The sequence below is a fragment of the Bordetella genomosp. 8 genome, assembly GCF_002119685.1.
Lineage (GTDB): Bacteria > Pseudomonadota > Gammaproteobacteria > Burkholderiales > Burkholderiaceae_B > Bordetella_C.
The window spans coordinates 621,178-647,031 of the sequence record NZ_CP021108.1 but is presented as its reverse complement, the minus strand read 5'-3'; the positions used below and the strand labels follow the sequence as shown (position 1 = coordinate 647,031).

The 25,854-nt window shown below is 66.9% G+C and carries 20 protein-coding genes and 1 pseudogene; 10 read left to right on the top strand and 11 right to left on the bottom strand.

The genetic code is table 11. The features are described from left to right. The first annotated feature begins 42 nt into the window (after positions 1 to 42). Entirely contained in the window at positions 43 to 1,257 is a 1,215-nt protein-coding gene (locus tag CAL12_RS02930; protein WP_086063110.1) for a benzoate/H(+) symporter BenE family transporter, read from the top strand. 19 nt (positions 1,258 to 1,276) lie between these two features. On the opposite strand, the gene CAL12_RS02925 is transcribed toward CAL12_RS02930, so the two are convergent. The 3 genes from CAL12_RS02925 to CAL12_RS02915 all read right to left on the bottom strand — a co-directional run bounded on the left by CAL12_RS02925 (position 1,277) and on the right by CAL12_RS02915 (position 5,039). Continuing rightward, positions 1,277 to 1,660 carry an MOSC N-terminal beta barrel domain-containing protein gene (locus CAL12_RS02925; RefSeq protein WP_086063109.1) on the bottom strand — a complete coding sequence of 128 codons (384 nt, stop codon included), beginning with the start codon at positions 1,658 to 1,660 and terminating at the stop codon, positions 1,277 to 1,279. Then, complete coding sequence (locus CAL12_RS02920; protein WP_086063108.1) at positions 1,657 to 4,299, bottom strand: AsmA family protein; 2,643 nt, start codon at positions 4,297 to 4,299, stop codon at positions 1,657 to 1,659. The genes CAL12_RS02925 and CAL12_RS02920 overlap by 4 nt, the downstream gene beginning before the upstream one ends. Before the next feature lie 83 nt (positions 4,300 to 4,382). Continuing rightward, complete coding sequence (locus CAL12_RS02915; protein WP_086063107.1) at positions 4,383 to 5,039, bottom strand: TetR/AcrR family transcriptional regulator; 657 nt, start codon at positions 5,037 to 5,039, stop codon at positions 4,383 to 4,385. 125 nt (positions 5,040 to 5,164) lie between these two features. On the opposite strand from CAL12_RS02915, the gene CAL12_RS02910 reads away from it, so the two are divergent. Genes CAL12_RS02910 through CAL12_RS02885 form a run of 6 tightly spaced genes read left to right on the top strand, consistent with a single transcriptional unit; the run spans position 5,165 to position 13,197 of the window. Then, a complete protein-coding gene (locus tag CAL12_RS02910) occupies positions 5,165 to 6,184 on the top strand; it encodes an HlyD family efflux transporter periplasmic adaptor subunit (RefSeq protein ID WP_086063106.1) in 1,020 nt (339 codons plus the stop codon). Beyond that, a complete protein-coding gene (locus CAL12_RS02905) occupies positions 6,184 to 7,992 on the top strand; it encodes an ATP-binding cassette domain-containing protein (protein ID WP_086063105.1) in 1,809 nt (602 codons plus the stop codon). Before CAL12_RS02910 ends, CAL12_RS02905 begins: the two co-directional genes overlap by 1 nt. Then, positions 7,989 to 9,146, top strand: coding sequence for an ABC transporter permease (locus tag CAL12_RS02900; protein ID WP_086063104.1), 1,158 nt, complete (start codon positions 7,989 to 7,991; stop codon positions 9,144 to 9,146). The genes CAL12_RS02905 and CAL12_RS02900 overlap by 4 nt, the downstream gene beginning before the upstream one ends. A gap of 28 nt (positions 9,147 to 9,174) precedes the next feature. Beyond that, complete coding sequence (locus CAL12_RS02895) at positions 9,175 to 10,296, top strand: ABC transporter permease (RefSeq protein WP_420042783.1); 1,122 nt, start codon at positions 9,175 to 9,177, stop codon at positions 10,294 to 10,296. Between the two features lie 11 nt (positions 10,297 to 10,307). Continuing rightward, positions 10,308 to 11,954: an efflux transporter outer membrane subunit gene (locus CAL12_RS02890; protein WP_086067645.1), complete on the top strand. Its 1,647-nt coding sequence runs from the start codon at positions 10,308 to 10,310 to the stop codon at positions 11,952 to 11,954. Between the two features lie 46 nt (positions 11,955 to 12,000). Continuing rightward, positions 12,001 to 13,197, top strand: a complete 1,197-nt coding sequence (locus tag CAL12_RS02885) for an MFS transporter (protein ID WP_086063102.1) — start codon at positions 12,001 to 12,003, stop codon at positions 13,195 to 13,197. Here CAL12_RS02885 and CAL12_RS02880 read toward each other — a convergent pair. The 3 genes from CAL12_RS02880 to CAL12_RS02870 form a co-directional block, all read right to left on the bottom strand. Further along, complete coding sequence (locus CAL12_RS02880) at positions 13,139 to 13,993, bottom strand: LamB/YcsF family protein (protein WP_086063101.1); 855 nt, start codon at positions 13,991 to 13,993, stop codon at positions 13,139 to 13,141. The two genes, CAL12_RS02885 and CAL12_RS02880, sit on opposite strands and share 59 nt — an antisense overlap. Before the next feature lie 2 nt (positions 13,994 to 13,995). Further along, positions 13,996 to 15,375, bottom strand: a complete 1,380-nt coding sequence (locus CAL12_RS02875) for an arylsulfatase (protein WP_232464683.1) — start codon at positions 15,373 to 15,375, stop codon at positions 13,996 to 13,998. A gap of 110 nt (positions 15,376 to 15,485) precedes the next feature. Continuing rightward, positions 15,486 to 16,472: a Bug family tripartite tricarboxylate transporter substrate binding protein gene (locus CAL12_RS02870; protein ID WP_232464682.1), complete on the bottom strand. Its 987-nt coding sequence runs from the start codon at positions 16,470 to 16,472 to the stop codon at positions 15,486 to 15,488. A gap of 189 nt (positions 16,473 to 16,661) precedes the next feature. Here CAL12_RS02870 and CAL12_RS02865 point away from each other — a divergent pair, with 189 nt between their 5' ends. After that, the gene (locus CAL12_RS02865; protein WP_086063099.1) at positions 16,662 to 17,648 is read left to right on the top strand and encodes a LysR family transcriptional regulator; all 987 of its coding nucleotides are present in this window, start codon (positions 16,662 to 16,664) and stop codon (positions 17,646 to 17,648) included. Here CAL12_RS02865 and CAL12_RS02860 read toward each other — a convergent pair. Next, positions 17,639 to 18,580 carry a LysR family transcriptional regulator gene (locus CAL12_RS02860; RefSeq protein WP_086063098.1) on the bottom strand — a complete coding sequence of 314 codons (942 nt, stop codon included), beginning with the start codon at positions 18,578 to 18,580 and terminating at the stop codon, positions 17,639 to 17,641. The two genes, CAL12_RS02865 and CAL12_RS02860, sit on opposite strands and share 10 nt — an antisense overlap. Before the next feature lie 78 nt (positions 18,581 to 18,658). Between CAL12_RS02860 and CAL12_RS02855 the strand changes: the two genes are divergently transcribed. Continuing rightward, positions 18,659 to 19,660, top strand: coding sequence for a Bug family tripartite tricarboxylate transporter substrate binding protein (locus CAL12_RS02855; RefSeq protein WP_086063097.1), 1,002 nt, complete (start codon positions 18,659 to 18,661; stop codon positions 19,658 to 19,660). Positions 19,661 to 19,769: 109 nt separating this feature from the next. Continuing rightward, complete coding sequence (locus CAL12_RS02850) at positions 19,770 to 20,654, top strand: MBL fold metallo-hydrolase (protein WP_086063096.1); 885 nt, start codon at positions 19,770 to 19,772, stop codon at positions 20,652 to 20,654. Here the strand turns inward: CAL12_RS02850 and CAL12_RS02845 are convergent. From CAL12_RS02845 to ychF, 4 genes and pseudogenes are all read right to left on the bottom strand, one after another. Then, positions 20,641 to 21,783, bottom strand: a complete 1,143-nt coding sequence (locus CAL12_RS02845; protein WP_086063095.1) for a Fic family protein — start codon at positions 21,781 to 21,783, stop codon at positions 20,641 to 20,643. The genes CAL12_RS02850 and CAL12_RS02845 overlap by 14 nt on opposite strands. 100 nt (positions 21,784 to 21,883) lie before the next feature. After that, complete coding sequence (locus CAL12_RS02840) at positions 21,884 to 23,545, bottom strand: carboxylesterase/lipase family protein (RefSeq protein ID WP_198298361.1); 1,662 nt, start codon at positions 23,543 to 23,545, stop codon at positions 21,884 to 21,886. Between the two features lie 195 nt (positions 23,546 to 23,740). After that, a pseudogene (locus CAL12_RS02835) lies at positions 23,741 to 24,555 on the bottom strand (PDDEXK nuclease domain-containing protein). A 187-nt stretch (positions 24,556 to 24,742) separates the two neighbouring features. Beyond that, entirely contained in the window at positions 24,743 to 25,834 is a 1,092-nt protein-coding gene (gene ychF, locus CAL12_RS02830; RefSeq protein WP_086063093.1) for a redox-regulated ATPase YchF, read from the bottom strand. Positions 25,835 to 25,854 lie beyond the last annotated feature (20 nt).

The window sequence follows — 25,854 nt, the reverse complement described above, 5'->3', positions numbered from 1 at the left end:
ACCGCCCGCACCTGGCCGGCCGCACCTGATCACATAGCCCATATGCAGGAAACGCAGGTACAAACCGACTCAGCCCCTCGCGCCGGCGCGCTGCGCGGCGATCTTTCCCTTTCCGCCATCGTCGCCGGCCTGGTCGCCGTCGTCGTCAGTTTCGGCGGCACCGCCGTGCTGATGGTGCAGGCCGGCCACACCGTCGGCCTGGACGCCGCGCGCATCGGATCCTGGCTGGGATCGATCTGCCTGGCCCTGGGCCTGGGCGGCGTGTGGCTAAGCATGCGCACGCGCCTGCCCATCGTGCTGGCATGGTCCACGCCCGGCGCGGCGCTGCTGATCACCGCGCTGGCCGGCGTGCCATTTGCCGAAGCCGTCGGCGCCTTCGTCGTGGCCGCCGCCCTGGCCCTCGTGTGCGGCCTGCTCGGCTGGGTCGATCCGATCGCGCGCCGTATCCCGCCGCAGATCGCTTCCGCCATGCTGGCCGGCGTGCTGCTGAATTTCGGCATCGGCGTCTTCGGCGCCATGGGCCGGCAGGCCGCGCTGGTGCTGCCGATGGCGCTGGTTTACCTGATCTTCAAACGCTGCGCGCCCCGCTACGCCATCCTGGCCGTGCTGGCGACAGGACTCGCGGCCGCCGCCGCACAAGGGCTGCTGAGTTTCGGCGGTGCGGAATGGCACATGACCGAGTTCGTCTGGACCACGCCCGTCTTCACGGGGCGCGCGGTCATCAGCCTGGCCGTGCCCTTGTTCGTGGTCGGCATGGCGTCGCAGAACCTGCCCGGGTTGGCGGTGTTGCAGGCCGCGGGCTACCGCGACGTCCCGGCTTCGCGCGTCATTGCCGTCAGCGGTGCCGTGGGACTGGTCGCGGCGCCGTTCGGCGCGCACAGCGTAACGCTGGCGGCCATCATCGCGGCCATCTGCGCGGGGCGCGAAGCGCATCCCGATCCGGCGCGGCGCTATGTCGCCGCCGTCGCCTATGGCGTGGCCTATGTCGTATTGAGCGTGGCGGCCGGCGCGGTCGCCGTGTTTTTCCAGGCCTTGCCACCGACCTTGATCGCCGCCCTGGCGGGGCTGGCCCTGCTGGCGCCCATCATGGGTGGCATGGCGGCCGCCATGCGCGACGAGCCCGGCCGCGAAGCCGCGCTGATCACGCTGCTGGCCACCGCCTCCGGCATGACGTTCTGGGGCGTGGGGTCGGCCTTCTGGGGGCTGGCGGCCGGCCTGGTCGCGCATGCCTTCATGAGCGGCATGCGCAAAGGGTGAAAGGAAAAGGCCGAAGCGCTTACTCCGGCCAGTCGACGGGCCCCATGTCCGGATGCACCTTCATCAAGCGGCATGGAATTCCCGTGTAATTGGATATCCATGCTGCCGCGAGTTCGCCTTCGTCGACGACGTCGACGGCCTGCTGGCCGACCAGCACGGCGGTACGCACGCTGTCGTCGTCCTCGATGACATCCAGCGGGATATCGATGCGCAACATGCCGGGCGCGCGCAGCACCAGGTAGCCGAAACGCAGTTCGACCGAAATGTCCGCCAGCTTCGGACAGGCGTCGCGCGTGATCCATTGTCCGCCGGAGTTCACCGCCAGCCAGCGGCGGTCGTAGTCGGCGGCGCGTGGATCGTCCAGGCCGCCGCAGTGCGCGACGGGATGGTATCGAGTGCTCATTTCCCGGTTATCCCCTTAAGCATCTTGCCTAGGTCGCGCAAGCGATCCCGGCGCGATTCGTTGTCCTGCTGATCGGCGCCCTTGCCGCCCAGCGCGCGCTCCAGCGTCCGCGTGACGGCGTCGCCCGCCACGGATCGCCAGTCCACCCGATACCGCAACTGGTCGTACGGGCCGGCCACATGCACCGGCACCGCCACGCCGCGCAACTCGCGCATATCCACGGGCGGCGGATCGGCCAGCCGCACGTTCGCGACGACATCCAGTGTGCCCTTGGGCAGGTCGATGATGGCCGGTGAACCTTCGCTCAAGCGTATCACCGGCGACGCGACGTCCAGCTTCTTGATGGTGGCCACGCCCGCCGCAATCGCCAGGTCGGCATCCATGCGGGTGAAGGTGGTTTCGCGCGACGTATCGGCCGCGACGTCGTCGGACGCAGCGCCCTTGCCGCCGAGTATCAACTGCTTCAGCTCGCGCAAGGAGCGGGCCACGTCGAAGCCCTTGATGGCGCCTTCGCGCAACCGCAACTGGAGGGTGCCCGCCAGGTTGTCGCGCATGGCCGTGGACCGGGCGCCATGGGTGCTCAGGTTCGCCGATACGCTGCCCACGCCGGTCAGCGAGGATCGCTTGGTCAGGTCGGTCAGCAACGGGCCCATGGCCACGCCATCCAGCGTGAAGCGCGTGGTGAGCGCGTTGTCGCGCGTCGCGTCCAGGGCCAGGCTGCCGGCCAGCTTGCCGTTGTAGAGATTGGCCGTGAGCGGAGTGACGTCCAGCTTGCCCTGCGCCAGTTTGACGCTGGCCGCGAGGTTCTGCATGGTGACCCCCTGCGCGACGAGGCGGCCCGCCTTGACGGTGCCCTGCGCGGTCGGCCCGATCAGGGCAGACAGGTCGATGGCGCCCGGCTGGGCCGCCGCGGTTTGCGCGGGTACGGCCGCGGACGCGGCGCCGGATGCCGGCGCGGACGGGGGCGCTCCGGCGGCAACACCCGCCGTCGCCGGCGGCGCGGCGCCGGCCGAAGCGCCGGCCGTGGCGGGCGCCGGGCCTGCCGCACCGGCGGCCGGCTGGGCGGCCGCCGCAGGCGCGGCGTTCGGAGCAGCGGGCGCGGCGGGCGCGGTTCCCGGCCCGGAAGTGGCCGGCGTCGTCGATGGCCGGGCCGCCGCGTCCGGCAACAGCTTGTCCAGATCCAGCGTATCGGCATTCAATGCGAAACGGACCGCCGGCTTGGCGCCCAGCTGCGTGGCATCCGCCGTCAAGGTCAGCTTGCCGCCCTCCACCTGCGCATCCAGCGCAACCTCCGCCGACTTCTTCGTCAGGTCGGCCCGCAGCGCGCCCGTATACGGCACGCGCATGGCGCCGCCCGGCAGGCCCGGCGCGGTGACGACCAATTCGCCCGCCATCGTCGGCATGGCGCCGGCGCGCTGGCGCAGGTCCAGCGTCACGGGCGACGCGGCGCTGACGTTCCAGCCGCGGCCCCCCTGCTTGATATCGGCAGCGACCTTCGCCTGCGCGACGGAAAGATTGCTGCTGTTGCCGCTGATCCCGTCGATGGCCAGCCGCGCATCCACGCTATCCGGACCGGCGATCCGCACGCGCGCGCTGATGGCATCACCGGAAGCCGCCGTGGGCGAAACATCCAGGGCCGGCGCATCGGCGGCGAATTCGAACGGGCCGCGCGGCAGCGTGCCCTTGGCGCGGACCGCCACCTTGGACGCCAGGATGGCGCCACTGGCCGGATCGGCGCGCAGGCGTTCCGCCGCCAGGCTGGCGTCGGCGCTGGCCGTCCCGCCTTCCACATTGGCGATATCGCCCTGGAACACCAGCTCGATCGCGTTGGCGTCCAGCACCCCGCTCTTGCCGTCATAGTTCAGGTTGCCGCGCGCGGTCAGGTTGCGGGCGTTGGCGTCAGGCAATTGGCCGGACACCTTCAGGTCCAGCCCGCGCACTTCGTAGCGCTGGGCTTCGGGATCCAGGCGCACGACGGCCTTGCCCGCGATGTCCGTGTCGACCCTCGGATTGGCGCCCTGGACGTGCGCCGACACGCTGGCGTCGAAGGGTTCGTCGATGCGCATGCGGCCCGTCCGCGCGTTCAGCTGCGAAATGACCAGCGCGCGTCCGTGGGCGTCGTCCTGCAACTGGATTTCGCCATCCTTGATATCCAGTCCGGCGATATCGATGGTGGGCGCGGGACCGGACGAGCGGTCCTGGTCCGCCGGCTCGGGCGTCGCCTGACGCGGCTGCCTGGGTTCGCCCAGCAGATCCTGGAAATTCAGCCTGCCCTGCTTGTCCCGCACCACGCGTGCCTTCACGCCACTGAAGCTCGCGTGGTCCAGGATAATATGGCGCGACAGCAGCGGCCATATCGCCACGGACATGCGCGCCGTTTCCATCGACGCGAACGTATCGCTGCTATTGGGCTCCGATAGCGTGACGCCCTGAAGCGTCAGCCCCAGGCGCGGGAACAGCGTGGCATCGATGTCCCCCTCTATGGTCAGCGTGCGGTGATAACGCTCCTGCACCCAGGCCTGCAGGCGGTCCTTGTAGGCGTTGGGATCGAAGGTCAACAGAAAGACCGCGGCCGCCGCGACGGCCAGGGCGAGCACGGCCGCCACGCCTATCGATATGCGTTTGGTCCACTTCTTCATGGGTATTCTGCGGCCGGGAGATCGTCGTTCCCCGGCGTCCTGTGTTGGCGGGTTCTACAAACGGCAATGGTATCAAAGCGACCTTAGGCCACCGCGCGCAGCCCCTGCAATGCCAGCACCTTCATCTGCGCCGCGAGTTCCGCCGCCGGGCAGTCGAACAGGGCCTGCATCGGCGATTCCACGCCCGGGGCCAGCACCAGCAGCATCAGGCAAGGCGCCACCACGCTGAGCACGCAACAGGTCAACGCCGGCGTGTCGAGCGGCAAGCCGGTGATCTCGGCCACGATGCCGCTCAACACCTGGAACTTGGGCATCGCTTCTTCGCGCATGACTTGCGCCAGCAGGGGCGAAGGCGACACGATTTCGCGCGCCCACAGCCGGGTATGCCAACTGCTTGCATCGACGATGGCGCTGACCAGGCCATCGAGGAATACGCCCAGTTTTTCCTCGGCGGAAAGCTCGCTGTCGGCCAGGCCGCGCAGGAAATCCATGCTCATCACACGCCTATGCACCTCGCGCAACAGCGCGAGATACAGCCCGTCGCGGCTGCCGAAGTAGTAATTGACCGCCGCAATGTTGGTTTTTGCCCGGGCGCAGATGGCCTTGCTGGTGGTGTCGGCGTAGCCCCGCTCGGCGAACAGCTGGCCGGCCGCCTCGAGGATGTTCACGCGAGTGGCCTCGCCGTCGGCGCGTGGACGCGCGGGCGACGGCGTCGCGGTGGGAGGGCTTTTGGGCGGCATGGAGAGGCTCGTATGCATGACCCAGCGCAATACGCGCGCTGTGCAATGCGGCAAAAATGTAGGTATAGTTTAACTCAAATCCAAATTTGACTTAGATATCAAGCCAGGGATACGACCCACCGATCATGAAGAAAAAAACAGCCATCCTGGTCGTCGTTGTACTGCTGGCGGCCGCCGCCGCCGTCTACTGGGCGTTGAATCGCAACCCCACCGATCCGAACCGCCTGACGCTCTACGGCAACGTCGATATCCGCCAGATCGCCCTGGCCTTCGATGGCAGCGACCGCATCGCCGAGATGAAGGTGGACGAAGGCGACCGCGTCCGCGCCGGGCAGGTCGTGGCGCGGCTGGATACCCGAACGCTGGCGCTGGAGCTGGCGCAGGCGCGCGCCGACGTGGCGATGCGCGAGCAATCGCTGCTGCGCTTGCGGAACGGTTCGCGGCCGGAGGAAGTCCAGCAGGCCCAGGCGCAAGTCATCGCCGCCCAGGCCGACGCCGACCTTGCCGCCCGGCAGTTGAAGCGCCTGCAGGGCGTGGCCGGCGACACTGGTGGCCGCGGCGTCAGCCGCGACGACCTGGACAATGCCGCCTCGCGCCTGCGGGTGGCCCAGGCACAGCTGGACAACCGCCAGCAGAGCCTGCGCCTGGCCAAGGTCGGCCCGCGCAAGGAAGATATCGCCGAAGCCGAAGCCGCCCTGCAGGCCGCCCGGGCCCAGGCGGATCTGCTGCAACATCGCCTGGACCTGGCCGAACTGAAAGCGCCGCGCGACGCGGTGGTCCGCGCCCGGCTGCTGGAGCCCGGCGACATGGCGTCCCCCCAACGGCCGGTCTACACGCTGGCCGTCTACGATCCCAAATGGATACGCGCCTACGTCAACGAAACGGACCTGGGCCGCGTGAAGATGGGCATGGCGGCGCAGGTCTACACCGACAGCTATCCCGGACAGGCCGTGGCCGGCAAGGTCGGCTATATCTCTTCGGTGGCGGAGTTCACGCCGAAGAACGTGCAGACCGAAACCCTGCGCACCAGCCTGGTGTACGAAATCCGCGTGCTGGTCGAAGACCCCGAAGATCGCCTGCGCCTGGGCATGCCGGCCACCGTGGCCATCGCCCTGGACCCCGGCACGGCGGGAGCCGCGCGCTGATGGACGGCGACGGCCTGGCCATCGACGCGCGGGACATCGGCAAAGGCTTCGCCGTGAAAACGGCGGGTCGGCACGTGCGGGCGCTGGACGGCGTCACGCTGCACGTGGCGCGCGGCACCGTCACCGCCCTGGTCGGCCCGGACGGCGCGGGAAAGACCACCTTCCTGCGGCTGGTCGCCGGCCTCATGCGTCCTGACGCAGGGCAACTACAGGTGCTCGGATACGACGTCGCGCGCGATGCGCAGGCCGTGCAGGAGCGCATCAGCTACATGCCACAGCGTTTCGGGCTGTACACGGACCTCAGCGTCCAGGAAAACCTGGACCTGTACGCCGACCTGCATGGCGTGCCGGCCGACGCGCGGCGCGAACGCTACGCCCGCCTGCTCGAGATGACGGACCTGGCGCGCTTCACCGGGCGCCTGGCCGGCAAGCTGTCGGGCGGCATGAAGCAGAAGCTGGGGTTGGCCTGCACGCTGGTGCGTTCGCCCGACCTGCTGCTGCTGGACGAGCCCACGGTGGGCGTCGACCCGCTGTCCCGGCGCGAGCTGTGGGAGATCATCGACCGGATGGTGCGCGACGAATCCCTGACCGTCCTGGTCGCCACGGCGTACATGGACGAAGCGGAGCGCTGCGCCTGCGTGCATGTGCTGCATGAGGGCGGCCTGCTCGCGGGCGGCGCGCCCGCCGCCATCGCCGCGCGCGCGGAAGGCTTGTGCTTCGTCGTGCCGGCGCCGCCCGGCGAAGCGCCGCGCGCGCGCCAGGCCCGGTTGCTGGACCGTCACGACCAGGTGGTCGATGCCGTCCCGCGTGGTGGAGAGGTGCGGTTCATCCTGCGCCCTGGCGGCGATATCGACGCGCTGGGAGACCAGGCCGCGGATGCGCGGGCCGTGCCGGCCCGGCTGGAAGATGGCTTCATGGTGCTGCTGCGCGCGCGCGTCGAGGAGGCCGGCGACGCCGGAGACATGGCCAGCGCGGCCGCCTCTTCCGACGGCTCGGTGACGCCGACCGCCGGCGTCACGGACGCGCCGGCGCATCCCGGCGAGCCAGCGATCGAAGTCCATGACCTGATCCGCAAGTTCGGCGATTTCACCGCGGTGGACCGCACCACGTTCAACGTCGCGCGCGGCGAGATCTTCGGCCTGCTCGGCCCGAACGGCGCGGGCAAGACCACGACCTTCCGCATGCTGTGCGGGCTGTTGCCGGCCAGCGGCGGCACGGCGCGCGTGGCCGGCATGGACCTGCGCACGGCGCGGGCGCAGGCGCGGTCGCGGATCGGCTACGTATCGCAGGCCTTCGCGCTGTACGGCGACCTGTCCGCCGCGGAAAACCTGCGCTTTTTCGGCGGCGCCTATGGCCTGCATGGCGCGCGGCTGCGCGAACGTATCGCCGCGGTCACGGAGCAGTTCGCCTTGCGCCAGCATCTGGACCAGCCCGCCGGACAATTGGCTGGGGGCATCAAGCAACGGCTCGCCATGGCGGTAGGCCTGCTGCATGAGCCCGACATCCTGTTCCTGGACGAACCCACCAGCGGCGCCGATCCGCTGGCACGCCGCGCGTTCTGGCGCCGCATCACCGCGCTGGCACAGACGGGCACGACGATCGTCATCACCACGCACTTCATGGAAGAAGCCGAATACTGCGACCGCATCGTGATCCAGGATGCCGGCAAGCTGCTGGCGCTGGGCACGCCCGACGAAGTCCGCGCCCAGGCGGGCGCCACGACGGAACATACGATGACCATGGAAGATGCCTTCATCGGCATCGTCGAACGCGGGCGCAATGGCGCGCCGGCGGAGGCCCGCGCATGAACAGCACGCCAGCCACGCGCACGGGCGGCGGATTCTGGCGGCGCCTGGCCTCGCTGACGCGCAAGGAGGTGCGCCAGCTGTTCCGCGACCGCGCCAATATGCTGATCGGCCTGGTGCTGCCCATCGTCCTGATCCTGATCTTCGGCTACGGCCTGTCGCTGGACGTGAAGCATGCCCGCGTCATGGTCGTGATGGAAGACACGTCGCCACAGGCGCATGACCTGGCCGCCAGCATTGCGCTATCGCCTTACCTGACCCGCCTGCCCGCGGGTTCATGGCATGACGCCGAACGCGCCCTGGCTGCCGACGAAACCGACGCCATCCTGCGCATCCCCAGCGATTTCGCGCGCCGCTATGCCGCGGGCAATGCAACGGTGCAGACGCTGGTATCGGGCAGCGATCCCACGCGCGCGCTGGTGGTAGGCGGCTACCTGCAAGGCGCCGTCGCCATCTGGCTGCAGAAGCAGGCGGACCGCGGCGCAAGCCTGTCCATGTCGGGCAACGGCAGCGTCACGGTGGTGGATCGCATGTGGTTCAACGCCGCCAACGACAGCACGTGGTATCTGGTCCCGGGCCTGGTCGTGCTGATCATGACCTTGATCGGCACCTTCCTGACCGCGCTGGTCATGGCACGCGAATGGGAGCGCGGCACGCTGGAAGCGCTGTTCGTTACCCCGGTGCGCCCGGTGGAAGTGCTGCTTGCCAAGATCATTCCCTACTTCTGCGTCGGCATGGCGGGACTGGCCCTGTGCCTGGTGGCGGCGCTGTTCCTGTTCCAGGTGCCCTTGCAAGGCTCCATGGCCGCGCTGCTGGCGGGATCGACGCTCTACATGCTGGTGTCGCTGGGCATCGGGCTCCTGATCTCGGCGGTCACCCGCAATCAGTTCCTGGCCAGCCAGATCGCCATCCTCGCCAGCTTCATGCCGGCAACGATGCTGTCGGGCTTCGTCTTCGACCTGCGCAACGTGCCCGCCATCGTGAACATCGTCGGCCATGCGCTGCCGGCCACGTATTTCATGGAGCTGGTCAAGACGGTGTTCCTGGCGGGCGATTACTGGCCGCTGATCCTGAAGGATTGCGCCATCCTGGCCGCCTACGCGGCGGCGCTGCTGATATGGGTGGGCCACCTGACCCGCAAGACGCTGGACCGATGAAACAGAACCGCGGAACAAACAGGCCGACATCATGAATGCCTTGATCGCTTATCTTCGTCCGCTGGGAAATCTATGCCTGAAGGAGTTCCTGGCGATCCTGAAGGATCCCGCCAGCCGGGTGGTCCTGATCGTGCCGGTGATCCTGCAAAGCCTGCTGTTCGGGTACGCCGCCACGTTCGACCTGACCCACGTTCCCTATGCCGTGCTGGACCAGTCGCGCGGCCAGGCCTCGACGGAACTGCTGGCGCGGCTGGACGGCACCGGCGTCTTCGAACGCGTCGCGACCTTGCGTTCGGCCGATGAGATCGCGCCGGTGATCGACGCCGGCGACGCTTTGCTGGTGCTGCATTTCGGCGACGACTTCGAACGCACGCTGGCCGCCGGCGGACAGGCGCCCTTGCAGGTCATCCTGGATGGCCGCAACTCGACCACGGCCGGCACGGCGGCCGGCCAGATCCGCGATATCGTTACCGCCTACAACGCCAGCCGCCCGGGCGCAGCGCCCCCGCCGGTCGATGTGGACATGCGTGCCTGGTACAACCCCAATCTTGAAACCCGCTGGAGCATCATGCCGGGGCTGATCGCCTCGCTAAGCATGTTGCAGACGATGACCTTGGCCGCGCTGTCGGTGGCCCGCGAGCGTGAACAGGGCACGTTCGACCAGTTGCTGGTCACGCCTTACCGGCCCATCACCATCATGTTCGGCAAGGCACTGCCCTCCATCGCCATCGGCGTATTGCAGTCGTCCATCGTGCTGGCGATCGCGCTTTTCTGGTTCCACATTCCCATGGCGGGCAGCGTGGCCGTGCTGCTAGGAGGCACGGTGATGTTCACCATCGCCATCGTCGGTGTCGGCCTGTCGATCTCGGCGGTGTCCACGACGATGCAGCAGGCCATGCTCTACAACTTCGTCCTGCTGATGCCGCTGGTGCTGTTGTCCGGCCTGACCACGCCGGTGCGCAACATGCCGGAAGCGCTGCAGATCGCCACGTACGCCAATCCCCTGCGCTTCGCGGTGGACCTGGTGCGCAGCGTGTACCTGGAGGGCGCCGGCCTGGCCGACGTCTGGCACGATCTGTTGCCTTTCGTCGGTATCTCCGCCGTCACCTTGCCGCTGGCGGCCTGGCTGTTCCGCCACCGCCTTGCATGAAGAGCCGCGCCATGCCTGCCTATTCCACCTTATCTCCAATGCCCTCGTATCCGATGCGTCTGCTGCTTGCATCCGCCTGCACCGCCGCCCTGTTGGCGGGCTGCGCGGTCGGGCCCGACTACTCGCCGCCGACCGCCGCGGCGCCCGCGTCCTGGCAGGATTGGCGCAGCGGGCAACGCCCCGCCGGTGCGAATGGCGCGGTGGATGCCACCGCGCCCGCCAGCGCCATCGGCGCCGCGTCGGGTACGACGACCTCGGCAGGCGCGACCGCCGGCACGGCGCCGCTGTCCGCGCAGTGGTGGACCCTGTTCAACGACGCGACGCTGGACGCGCTGCAAGCGCGTGCCGCGCAAGCCAGCCCGGACCTGCGCACCGCCGCCCTGCGCTTCGCGCAAAGCCGCATGCGGCGGGTCACCGTCGCCGCGCAGCGCGGGCCCACCCTGGACGCCACCGGCGCCGCCACGCGCCAGCGCCAGAGCGAGTATTCCGCCGGCACGCGGCTGGCCAACGCCGTCGCGCCCGCCAACCGCGAAGAACTGGTATCCATGCTGAGTTCGCCCTTCACCCTTTACCAGGGCGGCTTCGACGCATCCTGGGAACTGGATCTGTGGGGCCGCGTGGGACGCTCCATCGAATCGGCCGACGCCAACGTGAACAACGCGGCCGCGCTGCTGGATGACGTGCGCCTGGCCGTCGCCAGCGAACTGGCGCGCGACTACTTCGAACTGCGGCTGACGCAGCAGCAGCTCGATCTGTTGAACCAGGACGTGGCGGCCGCCCGCGACAGCCTGTCGCTGCTGCAGGCACGCGCACGCGGCGGCCTGATCGACGAATTGGACGTCAGCCGCCAACGCGGCCTGCTCGCCGACCTGGAAGCACGCATGCCGCCGCTGAACGCGCAGGCAGCCTCGCTGATGAACCAGATCGGCCTGCTGGTGGATGCGCGCCCCGGCGACCTCACGCAGACCCTGTCCGCCCGCCCTGCCACACCGTTGGCGGCCCTGCCCGCGCGCTTGCCCGACCTGTCGCTGGGCCTGCCCTCCCAGGTCGCCCTGCGACGCCCCGACATACGCGCCGCGGAAGCCCGGCTGCATGGCGCCACCGCGGACATCGGCGTCGCCGTGGCCGATCTCTATCCGCGCATCACCCTGGGCGCGAGCTTTGGCTACGAGTCCTATGAAGGCAGTCGCTTCGGCGAATGGGGCACGCGCGCCTGGAGCGTAGGCCCGTCGCTGTCGCTGCCGATCTTCGACCAGGGCCGCCGCCGCGCGACGGTGGTACTGCGCCAACTGGCCCAGCAGGAAGCCGCCGTGGACTACCAGCAGACTGTCCTGAAGGCATGGCGCGAGATCGACGACGCCTTGACCGGCTACGACGCCGAACGTGGCCGCAACGCCAGCCTGCGCGCCAAAGAAGCCGCCAGCCGCGAAGCCTATGACCTGGCGCGTGCGCGCTACGCCCGCGGCCTGACCGACTTCCTGGTCGAACTGGATGCCGAACGCACGTGGATACAGTCGCGGCGCGACCTGTCCGATAGCAATCACCAGCTCTTCATGCGGCTGATCGCGGTGTACAAGTCCGTCGGCGGCGGCGATGTGGACACGGCCGGGACTACCGCCAGCGACGCGGCAGCGGCCCCAAATCGACCAGGGTCATAACGATATAAGAAACAGAAATAAGGTATCGTCCCGCCTGAAGCCAGGGATGGGGACAACCGTTTTGCGCAGCACATTATTCCAAGGCAATCTGGCGCGGCTCGCCGTCGCGCAGGCGCTGGCCGGCGCCAATACCACCGTCGTGTATGCGACGGCCGCGATCATCGGCAACACGCTCGCGCCGGAAAAATCGCTGGCCACCATGCCGATTTCCATCTTCGTGGTCGGGATGGCGCTGTCCACGCTGCCGGCGGGCGCGATCGCCCAGCGCTACGGGCGACGTGCCGCGTTCCAGGCCGGCACGGGCTGCGGCGTGCTGGTGGGCTTGCTCAGCTCCCTGGCCATTACGCTGGGCAGTTTCTGGCTCTTCTGCTTCGCCATGCTGTTCGGTGGCGCGTACGCGGCGGTGGTGCTGACTTTCCGCTTTGCCGCCGCTGATTGCGTGCCCGCGCCGCAGCGCGCGCGAGCGCTGTCCACCGTCATGGCGGCCGGGGTCCTGGCCGGCGTGCTGGGACCGCAGCTGGTCACCTACACCATGTACATCTGGCCGCCGCACATGTTCGCGGCCACCTATCTCGCCCAGGCCGCGGTCGCACTGCTGAGCGCGGCCATCCTGATGGGCGTCAAGCTGCCGATTCCCACCGCCGCGGAAAACGCCGCCGGCCGGCCCCTGGGGCAGATCGTCCGCCAGCCGGCTTTCATCGTCGCGGTCGTCTGCGGCGTCATCAGCTACACCCTGATGAATTTCCTGATGACCTCCGCGCCGCTGGCCATGCGGCTATGCGGCCTGCCGCAGGAGGCCTCCAACCTGGGCCTGCAATGGCACGTGATCGCCATGTACGGCCCCAGCTTCTTCACCGGCCGGCTGATCGGCCGCTTCGGCGCCGGCCGCGTGGTGATGGCCGGCCTGATCCTGACGGGGGCAGCCGCCGTGGCCGGGCTGGCGGGACTGACGGTGGGCCATTTCTGGACGTCGCTGATCCTGCTCGGGCTGGGCTGGAACTTCGGTTTCGTGGGCGCTTCCGCGCTGGTGCTGGAGTGCCATCGGCCGGAAGAGCGCAACAAGGTCCAGGCCTTCAACGATTTCCTGGTGTTCGGCACCATGGTCCTGGGCTCGTTCTCGTCGGGTGGCGTGCTGGCCAACTACGGCTGGGACATGGTGTGCTGGATCGCCTTCCCGCCGCTGGTCATCGCCATGATGGCCCTGGCCGCGCGGCGCCGGCTGGCGATGCGGCAGGTCGCGTAGGCAGGGCGCGTCGCGGCGGGCGCACGGCGACGCCGTGGGCCCGCATCGACTGGCACAGTTCGCGTGCAATCGCCACCGCATTCGGCGTATCGCCGTTCAGGCAGTAACTGTCGGCGCGTACGCGCACATGGCCGCCGCCCATCGTATCCAGACGGCCATCCCGCATCCCCGCGAGCCACCTCGCCACGGCGTCCGCCGGACTCCTCACGGCCGCACCCGTGGTCTCGGGCTCGATCAGGCGGCCCTCGCTGTCGTACGCACGGTCCAGGCAGACTTCCTGCACCACCGTCACCCCGCAATCCCACGCCACCCTCGCCCCCGGGCTTGCGGCCGTACATACCAGCGACAGGGCCGGATCGAACTGATGCACCGTCCTCGCCACCACTTGCGCGGTGCGCTCGTCGTACGCCATATCCCAGCCCAGCGTGCCCTGGCACCTTACCGTCGACAATCGCGCCCCCGCCCGCAAGGCCAGGACGGCGATATGCGCGATCTGCCCCAGGATGATGTCTCGCAGCACCACATCATCCAGGTCCGCGGGCCGCTGCCCGCCACCGGGCCCGCCGGGATAGGAGGGATTGGCGCCGATCGCGATGCCCTTCTCGTTCATCGTGCGCAGGATCCGGCTCACCGCGTCCGCGTCACCGGGCTGCGTGCCGCATGCGACATAGCCCGTGGAGATCGCGTCCAGCAGATCCGCGTCGGCGCGTAGCTCCGCCGCCAGGTCGATGCTGGGCGCCACGGCAGGCGACTCGACCGGCAACGACGCCGACATGCGCCCGGGTGCCGGCGGCATGATCAGCCGAGGCCTTCGCCACGCAGGGGCGGCGGCACGAAATCGTCGGGCGCGCCCGGCGGAATCGGCGGATTGGCGGACAGCGATTGCTGGAACGCCAGGATCATCCGGCGTATGGGCCCGCGCACCCAGCCCTGCGTCGTATTGACGTCGCTCTCTTCCTTGGGGTCCTGCACGATGTTGAAGACGTAAGGCGTCTCCAGGTGGTTGGGCCCGGCGTTGGGCTCGACTTCCCAGACGAAGTGCATTTTCCAATCGCGCCACTTGGCGGCGCGCATTTCGGTCTTGATGTAGTAGACGAAACCCTCGCGGTTGGACTGCTCCTTTTCGCCCAACAGGAAATCCAGCTGGTCCACCCCGTCCAGCACGCGATCCGCCGGCACTTCCGCGCCGGCGATGCGCGCCAGCGTCGGGAACAGGTCGACCACGTGCACCATTTCATTGGTCACGCGACCCTCCGGCACCTTGCCGGGCCAACGCACGATCAGCGGCACGCGCAGCGCGCCTTCCATCGCCGTGTGATAGGTGCCGGTCCACATGCCGGCGCTGCCGCGCCAGGGCCGCCGGTACTCCGGGCCGTTGTCGCTGGCGAAGATGAAGACGGTGTCTTCCTCGGTCCCGGTTGCCTTCACCTGGTCCATGATCTGCCCCACGCGAGCATCCATTTCCACCAGCGAATCGGCGAACTCGCCCTTTTTCGTGCGTCCTTCGAAATCGCGATGCGGAATGGTCGGGAAATGCAGCTGCGTCAGCGGGACGTACAGAAAATACGGCTGCGTGCCAGCGTTGCGGGCGATGAACTCGCAGCTGCGGCGTGTCAGTTCCTCATCGATGCGCCGGCGCATTTCCAGGTCGTAGACCTCGCGCTTTTCCGCGGGCTGCCCTTTGCGGCCTTCCATGACGCAGGGAAGCTCGACCACGGCGGGATCGAAGCCGACGGCCTCCATGAACATGCTTTCGTTCGTGGTGCGCGGTATGCCGTACCACTCGTCGAAGCCCTTGTCCTTGGGATAGCGGCCTTCCTTGTCGCCCAGATGCCACTTGCCGTACATCGCGGTTGCATAACCGGCGTCGGACATGACTTCGGCCATCGTGCGTTCCCAGGGGATGATGCCCTGCGGCAGGCCGGCCGGCACCGACTGCAGCGCGCCCGTGCGGATCGGATGGCGCCCCGTCATCAGCGCGGACCGCGTCGGCACGCAATCGCTCTCGACGTTGAAGTTCAGGAAGCGGGTGCCTTGCGTCGCCAGTTCATCGATACGCGGCGTGGGCGCCCCGCGCAGCGCACCCCCGCCGTAGCAGCCCAATTCGCCCCAGCCCAGGTTGTCGGCCAGGATCAGGATGATGTTGGGTCGTTGCGTGCCTTGCTGTGTCTGCTTCACGTGTGTGCTGCCTCGATGATGTGCCGGCTGCTGCTTGCCTGGCTGATGTTTGCCGCGTCGATGTTTGCTGTGTCGATGTTTGCTGATCGGTGTTGGCTTCACCGCCCGCCTCATTCCAGCCGCAGCGACAGCGTGGATATCAGGTGCTGCCACTGGTCGACGGTGCGCGCCAGGAAAACATCGAACTGCGCCGCCGGCATGGGCCGCACATCCAGGCCGCTTTCCTTCAACTTGCGGACGATCTCGGGCTGGGCCAGGATCCTGGCCACTTCGCCGGACAGGCGCTGCACGATCTCGGGCGGCGTGCGCTTGGGCGCGACCAGGCCCACCCATTGCGTCAGGACGATGTCCTTGTAGCCGAGCTCGCGCAACGTGGGCACGTCCGGCAATTCGGCATTGCGGTTCTCGGAGGTCAGCGCCAGGATGCGCACATTGCCTGACCGGTATTGCCCGATGACCGGCGCCAGCCCCAACACGGCGGCGGGCACCTGGTTGCCCACCAGATCGGTAATCGCCTGGCCGCCGCCCTTGTACGGCACGTGCGTCATCTGCACGCCGGCCTCGCGCGCCAGCCACTCGCCGGCGACCTGTTGCGAGGTGCCCAGGCCGGATGTGCCAAAGGCGATGGAGCCGGGTTTCTCCTTGGCGGCTTCCAGCAGGTTGGCCAGCGATTTGTACGGACTGCGCGCGGATGCCGCGACGACGATGGGCTGGTCGGCGATCATCGATACGCCGGTCAGGTCGCGCTTGAACTGCCATGGCATGTCGCTGCGCACGGCGTTCAGGATGGTCGCGGTGTCGGACGCGATGGCCAGCGTGTAGCCATCGGGCCTGGACTGCACGGCCGCCTGCATGCCTATCGCGCCCGATGCGCCGGGACGGTTTTCCACCACGACGCTCTGATTCAGCGCCTTGCCCAGTTCGACGGCCACCAGGCGCGCGGCGGTGTCGTTGGTGCCGCCCGCCGCTTGCGGAACGATGATGCGGATAGGTTGATCCGCCGGCCAGGCGGCCTGGGCGGTCCCCATGGCGGAGATGCAGGCCGACGTCGCTCCCGCGATCACCACCGATCGAAACTTCCAACGCTGTGTCTTCACGCTAATCCCCTTGCTTGAATGGGCCTGACAGGCGCCTCTGATGCTGAAAGGCAGTCTAGCCAGCCGGGGGTGAAAGGACATAATCGAAATATCCGATTTCGTGATATGTTTTGCTTATCACCGAGGGCACGAAGAACGCCGACGCACCAAGGGCCCCAAAAGCACCAAGAACACTTAACGGGGCCGTATATGCCGCACTCGCCCATGGCGCTGTCGCACCTTAAGTTCCGCCACCTCCTGCTGATCGAATCACTGATCGAGCAAGGCACCATCCACAAGGCGGCCAGGCAGTTGAACATCAGCCAGCCCGCCGCGACAGCCATGCTCAACGACCTGGAAGCGCTGGTCGGCGTTCCGCTCTTCGTTCGCAGCCGCCAGGGCGTGACGCCGACCGGGCAGACGCAGGCCTTGCTGGGCCGGGTGCGCACCATCCTGAACGAATTCGACGAACTGTCCGCCGTCATCGGCCGCGTGGCGGCGGGCCGGTCCGCCCTGCTGCGCGTAGGCGTCGTCCCACAGGCCTTCATCGCCTACCTGCCCAGGGCGATAGACATCTTCCGCCAGGCGGGCGGCTGCGCCATCCGCACGCAGGAAAGCACCGCGCGTCAGTTGCTGGACATGCTGATCGCTGGCGAACTGGATTGCGTGATCGGGCGGCTGCCCAACGCCAGCAGCGCGCTGGCGCAGGCCTCCAGCCAGTTGTCCTTCGTCAACCTTTACCGCGAGGAAATCTGCATCGTGGTCGGGCCGCAGAACGCCGCGGCCAGCCGGCGCGGCATCAGTTACCAGGACCTGGCGCGATGCGAATGGGTCATGCAGCGGCCCGATTCCGCCGTACGCGGCGCCCTGGCGGAAGCCTTTTTGCGGCACGGCGTGCAACCGCCCGAGCCGGTCGTCGAGACATCGACCTACATCCAGAACCTGGCCATCGTCGCGCAATCGAATCTGTTCACCGTCGCGCCGCGCCGCGCGGCCGCCATGCATCAGGAGCTGGGGCTGGTACGCATACTGGACGTGCCGCTGGACGTCGTCCCCATGCAGGTATGCCTGATACGGCGCAAGGCATCGAGCCGGGATCCGTCGCTCGCGCTGTTCGAAAAGGCTTTCCTGGAGAGCGTCAGCATCGGCGACGAGTCAGCGGACCACTCCGCCATGCAAGGAACGCCTCAACGATAGGCCACCGATCGCGCCAGTACCCCGCGCACCACGTCGCGCAGGATACGGCCGGCGGGCAGGCGCTGCCGCTTCGCCAGCGTGATCAATCCGACCGGCGGCATCTTGAAGGGCGCCGGCAGATCCACTGCCTTGACCCCACCCCAGGTTTCCAGCTCCATCGCGATATCCAGGGGCAGCAGGCCCAGGACCGCTATGTCGCCGCTGATCGCCGTATGGATCAACCGGGCCGAGGTGGTCTCGATCCGCGCGGACGGCGGCGTCGCCCCCCTTGCCACGAAGAGCTGCGCGAAGGCCAGGCGCGTGGGACTGGCCTGCGGCGGCAGCACCCATTCATATCGATGCAGGTCCTCCAGCTTCAATGCCTTGCTCCGCGCCAGTGCGCTGCTGGCGTTGACGAGCACCGAGGCGCTTTGCGTGAACAGCTTTTCCTGATGCAACTCGCTCGTGGCGCCATCGACCGTGATGCGGCCCAGAACGGCGTCCAGTTCCTGGCGACGCAGCGCGGACACCAGTTGATCGGTGGACGCCTCATACGTGCTGATGGACATCGCATAGGGACCCGTCGTCAATTCCCTGAGGATCTCGCGCATCAATTGGTTGGATACGAAGGGGATGACACCCAGGCGTAGATGAGTGCCCCTGCCTTCCTCGAAGGCGAGCAGTTCGCCGCGCAGGCCGTCCGCTTCGGCAAGCATCAATTCCACTCGGGACAGGATCAGGTGGCCCAAGGGCGTGGGTTCCAGGCGCGCGGCGCGGTCGCGGGAGAATACCTGCGTGCCCAGTGCGGCCTCGATATCGTGCAGGGCGCGGCTCAGCGCCGGTTGCGTCAGGCCACGGGAATCCGCGATGGCCGTCAGGGACCGCACCGTGGCGATTTCACGCAGCAATTCGAGATCACGAACGCGCAGCTTGGCAAAATCAGGCTGTTTCATAACCAAATCGTTATGACAGTAGGCAGATGGATAAAAGGATAATCATCTTCTCATAACACCAGAACCCGGGGAATCACCATGCAGCCGTCTTTCCGAACAGAACGCCGCCGCGCCTTGATCGCCACCATCTCCGTGCTTGCCCTCGGTATCGGCACCGCCGTACCCGCGCAGGCCAGCAACGCCTATCCCGATCAGCCGATCCGCATCATCGTCCCCTACGGGCCAGGCGGCACAGGCGACGTCATCGCGCGTTTCGTCGCCAAGCAGCTGTCGCAGGATCTCAAGCACGCCGTCATCGTCGAGAACAAGGCCGGCGCGGCGGGATCCATAGGCGCCAATTACGTCGCGAACGCCGCGGCCGACGGCTACACGCTGCTCCTGGCCTATACGTCCGAAATGGTGATCAACCCCGTGATCCAGAAAGGGGTCAACTACAACGTCACGCGCGATTTCTCGCCCATCGCGCTTGCCGGATCCACGCCCTTGCTTCTGGTGTCCAACCCGTCCGTTCCGGTGAAGGACATCGATGGCCTGGTGAAGCTCGCCAAGGACAAGCCCGGCACCGTCACCTATGCGACGGCCGGCACCGGCAGCCCGGCCGATATCGCGGGCGCCCTGCTGGCCAAGGACGCCGGCATCAAGATCATGGCCGTCCCGTACAAGGGCGGCAGCCAGGCCGTCACCGACACGGTCAGCGGCGTGGTGAATATCTACTTTTCCGGCATGCCCCCGGCCGTGCCCTTCGTCAAGAGCGGCAAGCTGAACGCGCTGGGCGTCACGTCCACCACGCCCAGCCCGGCGCTGCCCGACGTGCCTGCGCTGGCGTCGCACGGCTATCCGCGCCTGGACCTGGCCGGATGGTTCGGCTTCTTCGTGCCCAAGGGCGTCGCCAACGACCGCCAGCTGCTCCTGCATGACAGGATCCTCGCGGCCCTGCACGCCCCGGAAGTCCAGCAAGGCCTGGCCATGCAAGGCGTCCAGACCAGCGACATGTCCGCCACCGCCTTCGGCGAGTTCGTGCAACGCGAACAAGCGAAGTACGGCGCGCTGATCAAGGAACTGAATATCTCGGCGGAGTAGTTGCACGCAGCACGTTGCACGCCGCGCGTTGCACGCCGCACGTTGCACGCCGCACGTTGCACCCCGCACGTTGCACCCCGCACTCAACGGAACATTGATAGGAATCACCATGGAACTCTGGCTGCTGGGCACCGGCACCCCTACCCCTTCGCTGCGCCGCATGTGCTCGGGCTATGTCGTCAAGGTGCGCGACGATTACCTGGTCTTCGATCACGGCTTCGGCGCGCACCATCGCCTGCTCGAACTTGGCATACGCGCGACGGCGGTTTCGCACGCCTTCTTCAGCCATCACCATTACGACCACATGGGCGACTACCCTCGCCTGCTGCTGACCCGCTGGGACCAGGGCGCCGGGAATATTCCGGACATGCACGTCTATGGCCCGCCACCGCTGAAACGCATCACCGAGCGTCTCATCGGCGACGACGGCGCATTCGGGCCAGACCTGATATCGCGCACCGAGAACCAGTGCAGCATAGACGTGTACCGCGCGCGTGGCGGCGAAGGCCAGCGACTTCGTCCCGCCCCCGTGTTGCACGAGCTGGGCGACAGCGACACCGTACAAGGCGATGGCTGGACGGTGCGCGTCGCGCCGGTGAATCACTTCGCGCCGCATCTGGTGTCGTACGGCTATCGCCTGGACGCCGACGGCCAGTCTTTCGTCTATTCCGGCGACACCGGCCCCAGCCGGGCCCTGTCCGCGCTGGCGCAGGATTGCGACGTGCTCGTCCACATGTGCCACTACATGTCCGGCACCGCGCCCAGCAAGACCTTCGAGGCGTTCACCATGGGCCACATGGAGCTCGCCGAAATGGCCGCCGCCGCCAACGTCCGCAACCTGGTGATCTCCCACGTCACCGAGCAATTCGACCGGCCGGGGCTGCGCGAGCGCATCGTCTGCGAGATCGGGCAGGTCTACAAGGGCAATATCTTCTTCGGCGAAGACGGCATGCGGATCCCGTTCGAAGGCCCGGCCGCGGTCAAGCTGGATTAGGTCCAGCGGGCGCGTCGGCCAGTTCATAACTGGTGCTGCGCCCGCCCGCCTGCGAACGGCGCAATACCCCGAGCTGCACCAGTTCGCTGATGTCCCGCAAGGCGGTGTCGGGCGAGCATTTCGCCAACGCCGCCCATTTGCCGCTGGTCAGCTTGCCTTCGAAACCGTCGAGCAGGCGATTGAGCACCTTCACCTGGCGTTCGTTCAGCCTGGCGCCCGGCAGGCGCTGCCAGAAGCGGGCCTTGCGCAACACCGCATCCACGGTGCCATGCGCGGATGCCACCGCCGCATGCAGTGTCTCCAGAAACCACGACAGCCACGCCGTCACATCCATGGAGCCCTTCTGCGTGGCCTCCAGGATGTCGTAGTACGCCTTGCGTTCACGCTGTATCTGCGCCGAGAGGCTGTAGAAACGTTGAGGACTGCCGTCGGCGCGGGCCAGCAACAGATCGCCAACGGCCCGCGCGATACGGCCATTGCCGTCATCGAAAGGGTGCAGCGTCACGAACCAGAGATGTCCCAGTCCCGCGCGCACCAGCGGCGGCTCCCCTGCAGCGGCGCTGTTCACCCAGGCCAGGAAGCCGGCCATTTCCTTCGGCAGGCGGGCGGCGGGCGGCGCCTCGTAGTGCACTCGCTGCCTGTCCACGCGGCCCGATACCACCTGCATCGGTCCATGCGCGTCGTCCCGCCAACCGCCCGTGGTGATCTTGCTCAGTCCCGAGTAACCAGTGGGGAACAGCGCTGCATGCCATGCGAACAAGCGCTCGGCCGTCAGCGGTGCCCCATGGTTGGCCGTGGCATCGAGAACCATCTCCACGATGCCTTCGACGTGGCGATCCACCGGCGCCAGCGCGCCGATGTCCACGCCGAGCCGGCGAGCGATGGACGAACGCACCGAGGCAACGTTCAGATGTTCGCCTTCGATCTCGCTGGTGTTGACCACGTCCTCCGTCAGCGCACCCAGGCTCGCAGCGTCGCGCAGGGCAAGATCGAGGTCCGCCATCCGACCCAGCAGAAGGCCTTGGGCACGGCTGACCCGGTCCATCGGCCCGGCAAGGGCGGCCAGGTCATAGCGCCACGCCGGCCAATCCGCGCCCTGCCAGATGTAGAGATAATCTCCGCTATTCACGCGGTGATTATCGCAAGGATTCCCCGCATCGGCAAATAATCACCGTATATTGTGCGGCAAATGGCGCAGCGAATCACCGCAAGCGCCTGCTCCGGGCCCCTTATCCCTTCACGAACGCGGACCGGGACACACTGTATTCGTAGTAGGGAAGGCCTTCCAGCGTCGCGCGCGACGCGCCGCCAGGATCCCTCATGAGCTGGCTGTCCATGCTCAGCGCCATGGTCTGGCGGTCGGCATCGCGAAACTGCTCCCAATGCGGTAGCGTCGGGTTGTTGGGATCGCCCGTGCGCGCGAATGCCGCCCAGGTCGCCATCATCCGCCGCGTCATGGGTTCGATGTCCGCGCCGGTTCCCACCTGCGCCTCGGCCGCCTTGGCCGTGCCGAAGATGAACGGCACTTCGCCGGTATGCGGCGTATGGATGCGCCCGCCCTGTATCGGCGTCTGCCGCGCGAAGACATAGGCATACACCGGCGCCTTGCCCGCCGCGGCCTGTAGCGATGCCACCTTGAGCGTGTTGCGCTTGAACAGGTAGTCCGTCGTGATCGTCATCAGGATTTCGCTGGGATCGTAGGCGGGGTATTCCGATCGATAGGCTTCGATCAGCCCGTCGACCCGGGCCGCGTCGGTTTTCAGGAAGCGCTGCAGCCTGCGCTGCACGTCCGCCAAGCCCAGCGAAAAATTGTTGGGATCGACCTGCAGGTAATAGGTGCTTTCCGTATTGGCGTTGCCGATCAGCAGCGGAATATGCGCCGACATGGCCGGCGCATCCGGATAAAAAGGATCGCGCGTGAAATTGCGCCCATCGACCACCGGGCGGAAGGGATCGGCGACGCGCTTGAGCGCCGCGACCAGCTTGTCCATCGGCACCTGCTGCAAGGCAGCGCCGCTGGCGGATTGCATGTCCAGCGCGGCCGCCAGGGCATGCGCCTGCCGCGCGGCCTCATCTGGGCTGTCGATGCGCATGCCGCCGGAGCAGCTTTGCACGACGGCCTTGTGGAACAGGCCCTGGGCCGCAGGCATCCCCATCAGGGCAATGACCTTCGCGGCGCCGCCCGACTGGCCGAACACAGTGACGTTTCCCGCATCGCCACCGAAGGCCGCGGCGTTATCCCGTACCCAGCGCAAGGCCTGCAGGATATCGAGTACCCCCGCGCTGCCCGCATCGGCGAAACGCTCGTCCTTGTCCTCCAGCCACAGATAGCCGAAGGCGTTCAGGCGGTGATTCACGGTCACGACGACGACATCCTGCGTGGCCGCCAGCTTGGTCCCGTCGAAGCCGGGCGCGGTCCCCGCGCAGCTCGACCAGGACCCGCCGTGCAGCCACACCATGACGGGCCTGCGCTTGTTGTCGTTCACGCCGGGCGTGAAGACGTTCAGGAACAGGCAGTCCTCGTTCGTGGGCTGTATGGTCGTGTACCAGGCGTAGAACGGGTCTTGCGTCTCCGCCACTTGCGGACAGGAAGCGCCCCATTGCGTGGCGTCCTGGATGCCGCTCCACTTACGGACTGGACGTGGCGGCAGGAAGCGATATTCGCCGCCTGTCGTGTCGCCATAGCGCACGCCTTTGAAGACATGCACGTTGCCACCTGAAGCGCTTGCATCGACGCTTCCACGGACCTTGCCGTCGGACGTCTCGACCACCGACTCCGCGGCCCGCGCCATGCGCGGCACCAGCGACACCATCATCGCGGCGCCCGTCGCCGCCGACGCATGTTTCAGAAAGGCGCGCCTGTCCAGCACGCGACGTGTTGCAGTCTCCATCGTCCAGCTCCTGTGCTCCGCTTGTCCCAACGGTCGCCGGCGTGACCGGCGGAGTGATGGTATTGCGAAGCGGCGGGGCTGTGCTGTCGGACGGCTGAAAGATGGGAGTTTGCTAGCGATCGCTACCCAAACTTGCAAACTACAGCGGCGCGCGGTCATTACGGACAGGCTCGTATCAAGCCCCGGCCGGACCGCCTAATGGAGACCCAGCTCTCGTTCGATCTGTTCGATCGTCGGCAAGCTGGTTTGCAATTCTTGAGGCAGAGATTCCACCAGTTGGTATTCCGCGATGCCCATGGGTTGGGACTTGTCTCCCAGGGCATATTCGGCAACCACCTTGTTCTTGCTCTTGCAGAGCAGCAGGCCGATGCTTGGATTGTCCTGGCGTGCTGCACCAGCGCATTCTCGATCTCCCGCTCTTGTACTTCCGCGTCCAACCCCAGGAAATCGAATCGATAGGGATCCTTCAGCGACTCTATAGCCAGATCGGAATGTGGTGCAGGCAGGCAATGCTCAAAATTGGTGACCGCCTTGCCCTGGCGGTCGAGCAAGCGGGTTTCTATATGGATGTTCAGCACATTGCGCGACCAACCATGCTCAATGGCAGCACGCGCATATGCCAGCCGCTCGGTCGGATCCTTGAGGCGCTCGAGCAGTATCAGGTTATGGCCCCAGGGCAATTGTGCAGCAGCCTGTTGCACAATTTGGACGTCGGGCCAAGCCTCGGCAAAGGCCCGCATGTATTTGAGGTTGCGCGGAGAAAAACCCTTCAAGTCAGGGAAAGCCGCATGCAGATCGTTTGCCAGCCTATCTATCACCTTCGCGCCCCAGCCCTGGTCGGCTTGGCGCGCGAGAATATCGCGGCCGATCTGCCAGTACAGTCCGACCAATTCCCGATTGACAGCTAGTGAGGCACGTTGCTGCGCAGTCCGAATGCGATCCTTCAGGTCGGACAACCAGGCGGAATAGCCTTGCGGGATGGGATTTCGGGATGCTGGTCTGGCGGCCAAATGATTCTCTTCAGCGTACTCTGCCGATGGCAGTCAGGGCATTCTTGTGGAAGCCGCAGCGCGATTAGTTCCGAACCGGAAACCATTTCCACAGAATGCCGAAAGACGTTGAAGAGATCTCTTCCTGGTCTTGCACGATACACGCTGCGAGCCTCTACGCAGCATGTAGGCAAGAGTCAGCAGCGGGTCAGACGTTGAACAGGAAATTCATCACATCCCCGTCCTGCACCACATACTCCTTGCCTTCCGCACGCATCTTCCCCGCTTCCTTGGCGCCCTGTTCGCCCTTGCAGGCGATGTAGTCGTCATAGGAAATCGTCTGCGCGCGGATGAAGCCGCGTTCGAAGTCGGTGTGAATCACGCCAGCAGCCTGCGGCGCCGTCGCGCCTATCGGTATCGTCCAGGCGCGCACTTCCTTCACGCCGGCGGTGAAATACGTCTGCAAGCCCAGCAGCTTGAACGCTGCCCGGATCAGCCGGTTCAAACCCGGCTCTTCCATGCCCATGTCGGCCAGGAATGCAGCACGATCCTCTTCCGGCAGGTCGACGATTTCCGATTCGATGGCGGCGCAGATCGCCACCACTGGCGCATTACGCGACTTGGCGAATTCGGTCAGGCGGTCCAGCAGGGGGTTGTTGGTGAAACCGTCATCGCTGACGTTGCCCACATACATCGCCGGCTTGGACGTGATGAAGCACAGCGGCGCGATCAAGGCGCGCTCTTCCTGCGTCAGGTCCACCGAGCGTACCGGCTTGGCCTGGTTCAGCTGGGCGATGCACTTTTCCAGCGCCGCCACCAGCCGCTGCGCTTCCTTGTCGCCGGAGCGCGCCGTCTTGTTGTAGCGATGCAGGGCCTTTTCCGCGGTCTGCAGGTCGGCCAGCGCCAGTTCGGTCTCGATGACCTCGATGTCGGCGATGGGATCGACCTTGCCGGCGACGTGGATCACGTTGGGATCCTCGAAGCAGCGCACCACGTTGACGATGGCGTCAGTCTCGCGGATGTGCGACAGGAACTGGTTGCCCAGCCCTTCGCCCTGGCTGGCGCCGGCCACCAGGCCGGCGATGTCGACGAATTCCACCGTGGCCGGCAGGATGCGCTCGGGCGACACGATCTCGGCCAGCTTCTGCAGGCGCGGATCGGGCACTTCCACCACGCCCACATTGGGCTCGATGGTGCAGAAAGGATAGTTTTCCGCCGGGATGCCCGCCTTAGTCAGGGCGTTGAAAAGGGTCGATTTACCGACATTCGGCAGGCCGACGATGCCGCATTGCAGAGCCATGGGGAACCTATAAAAGTATC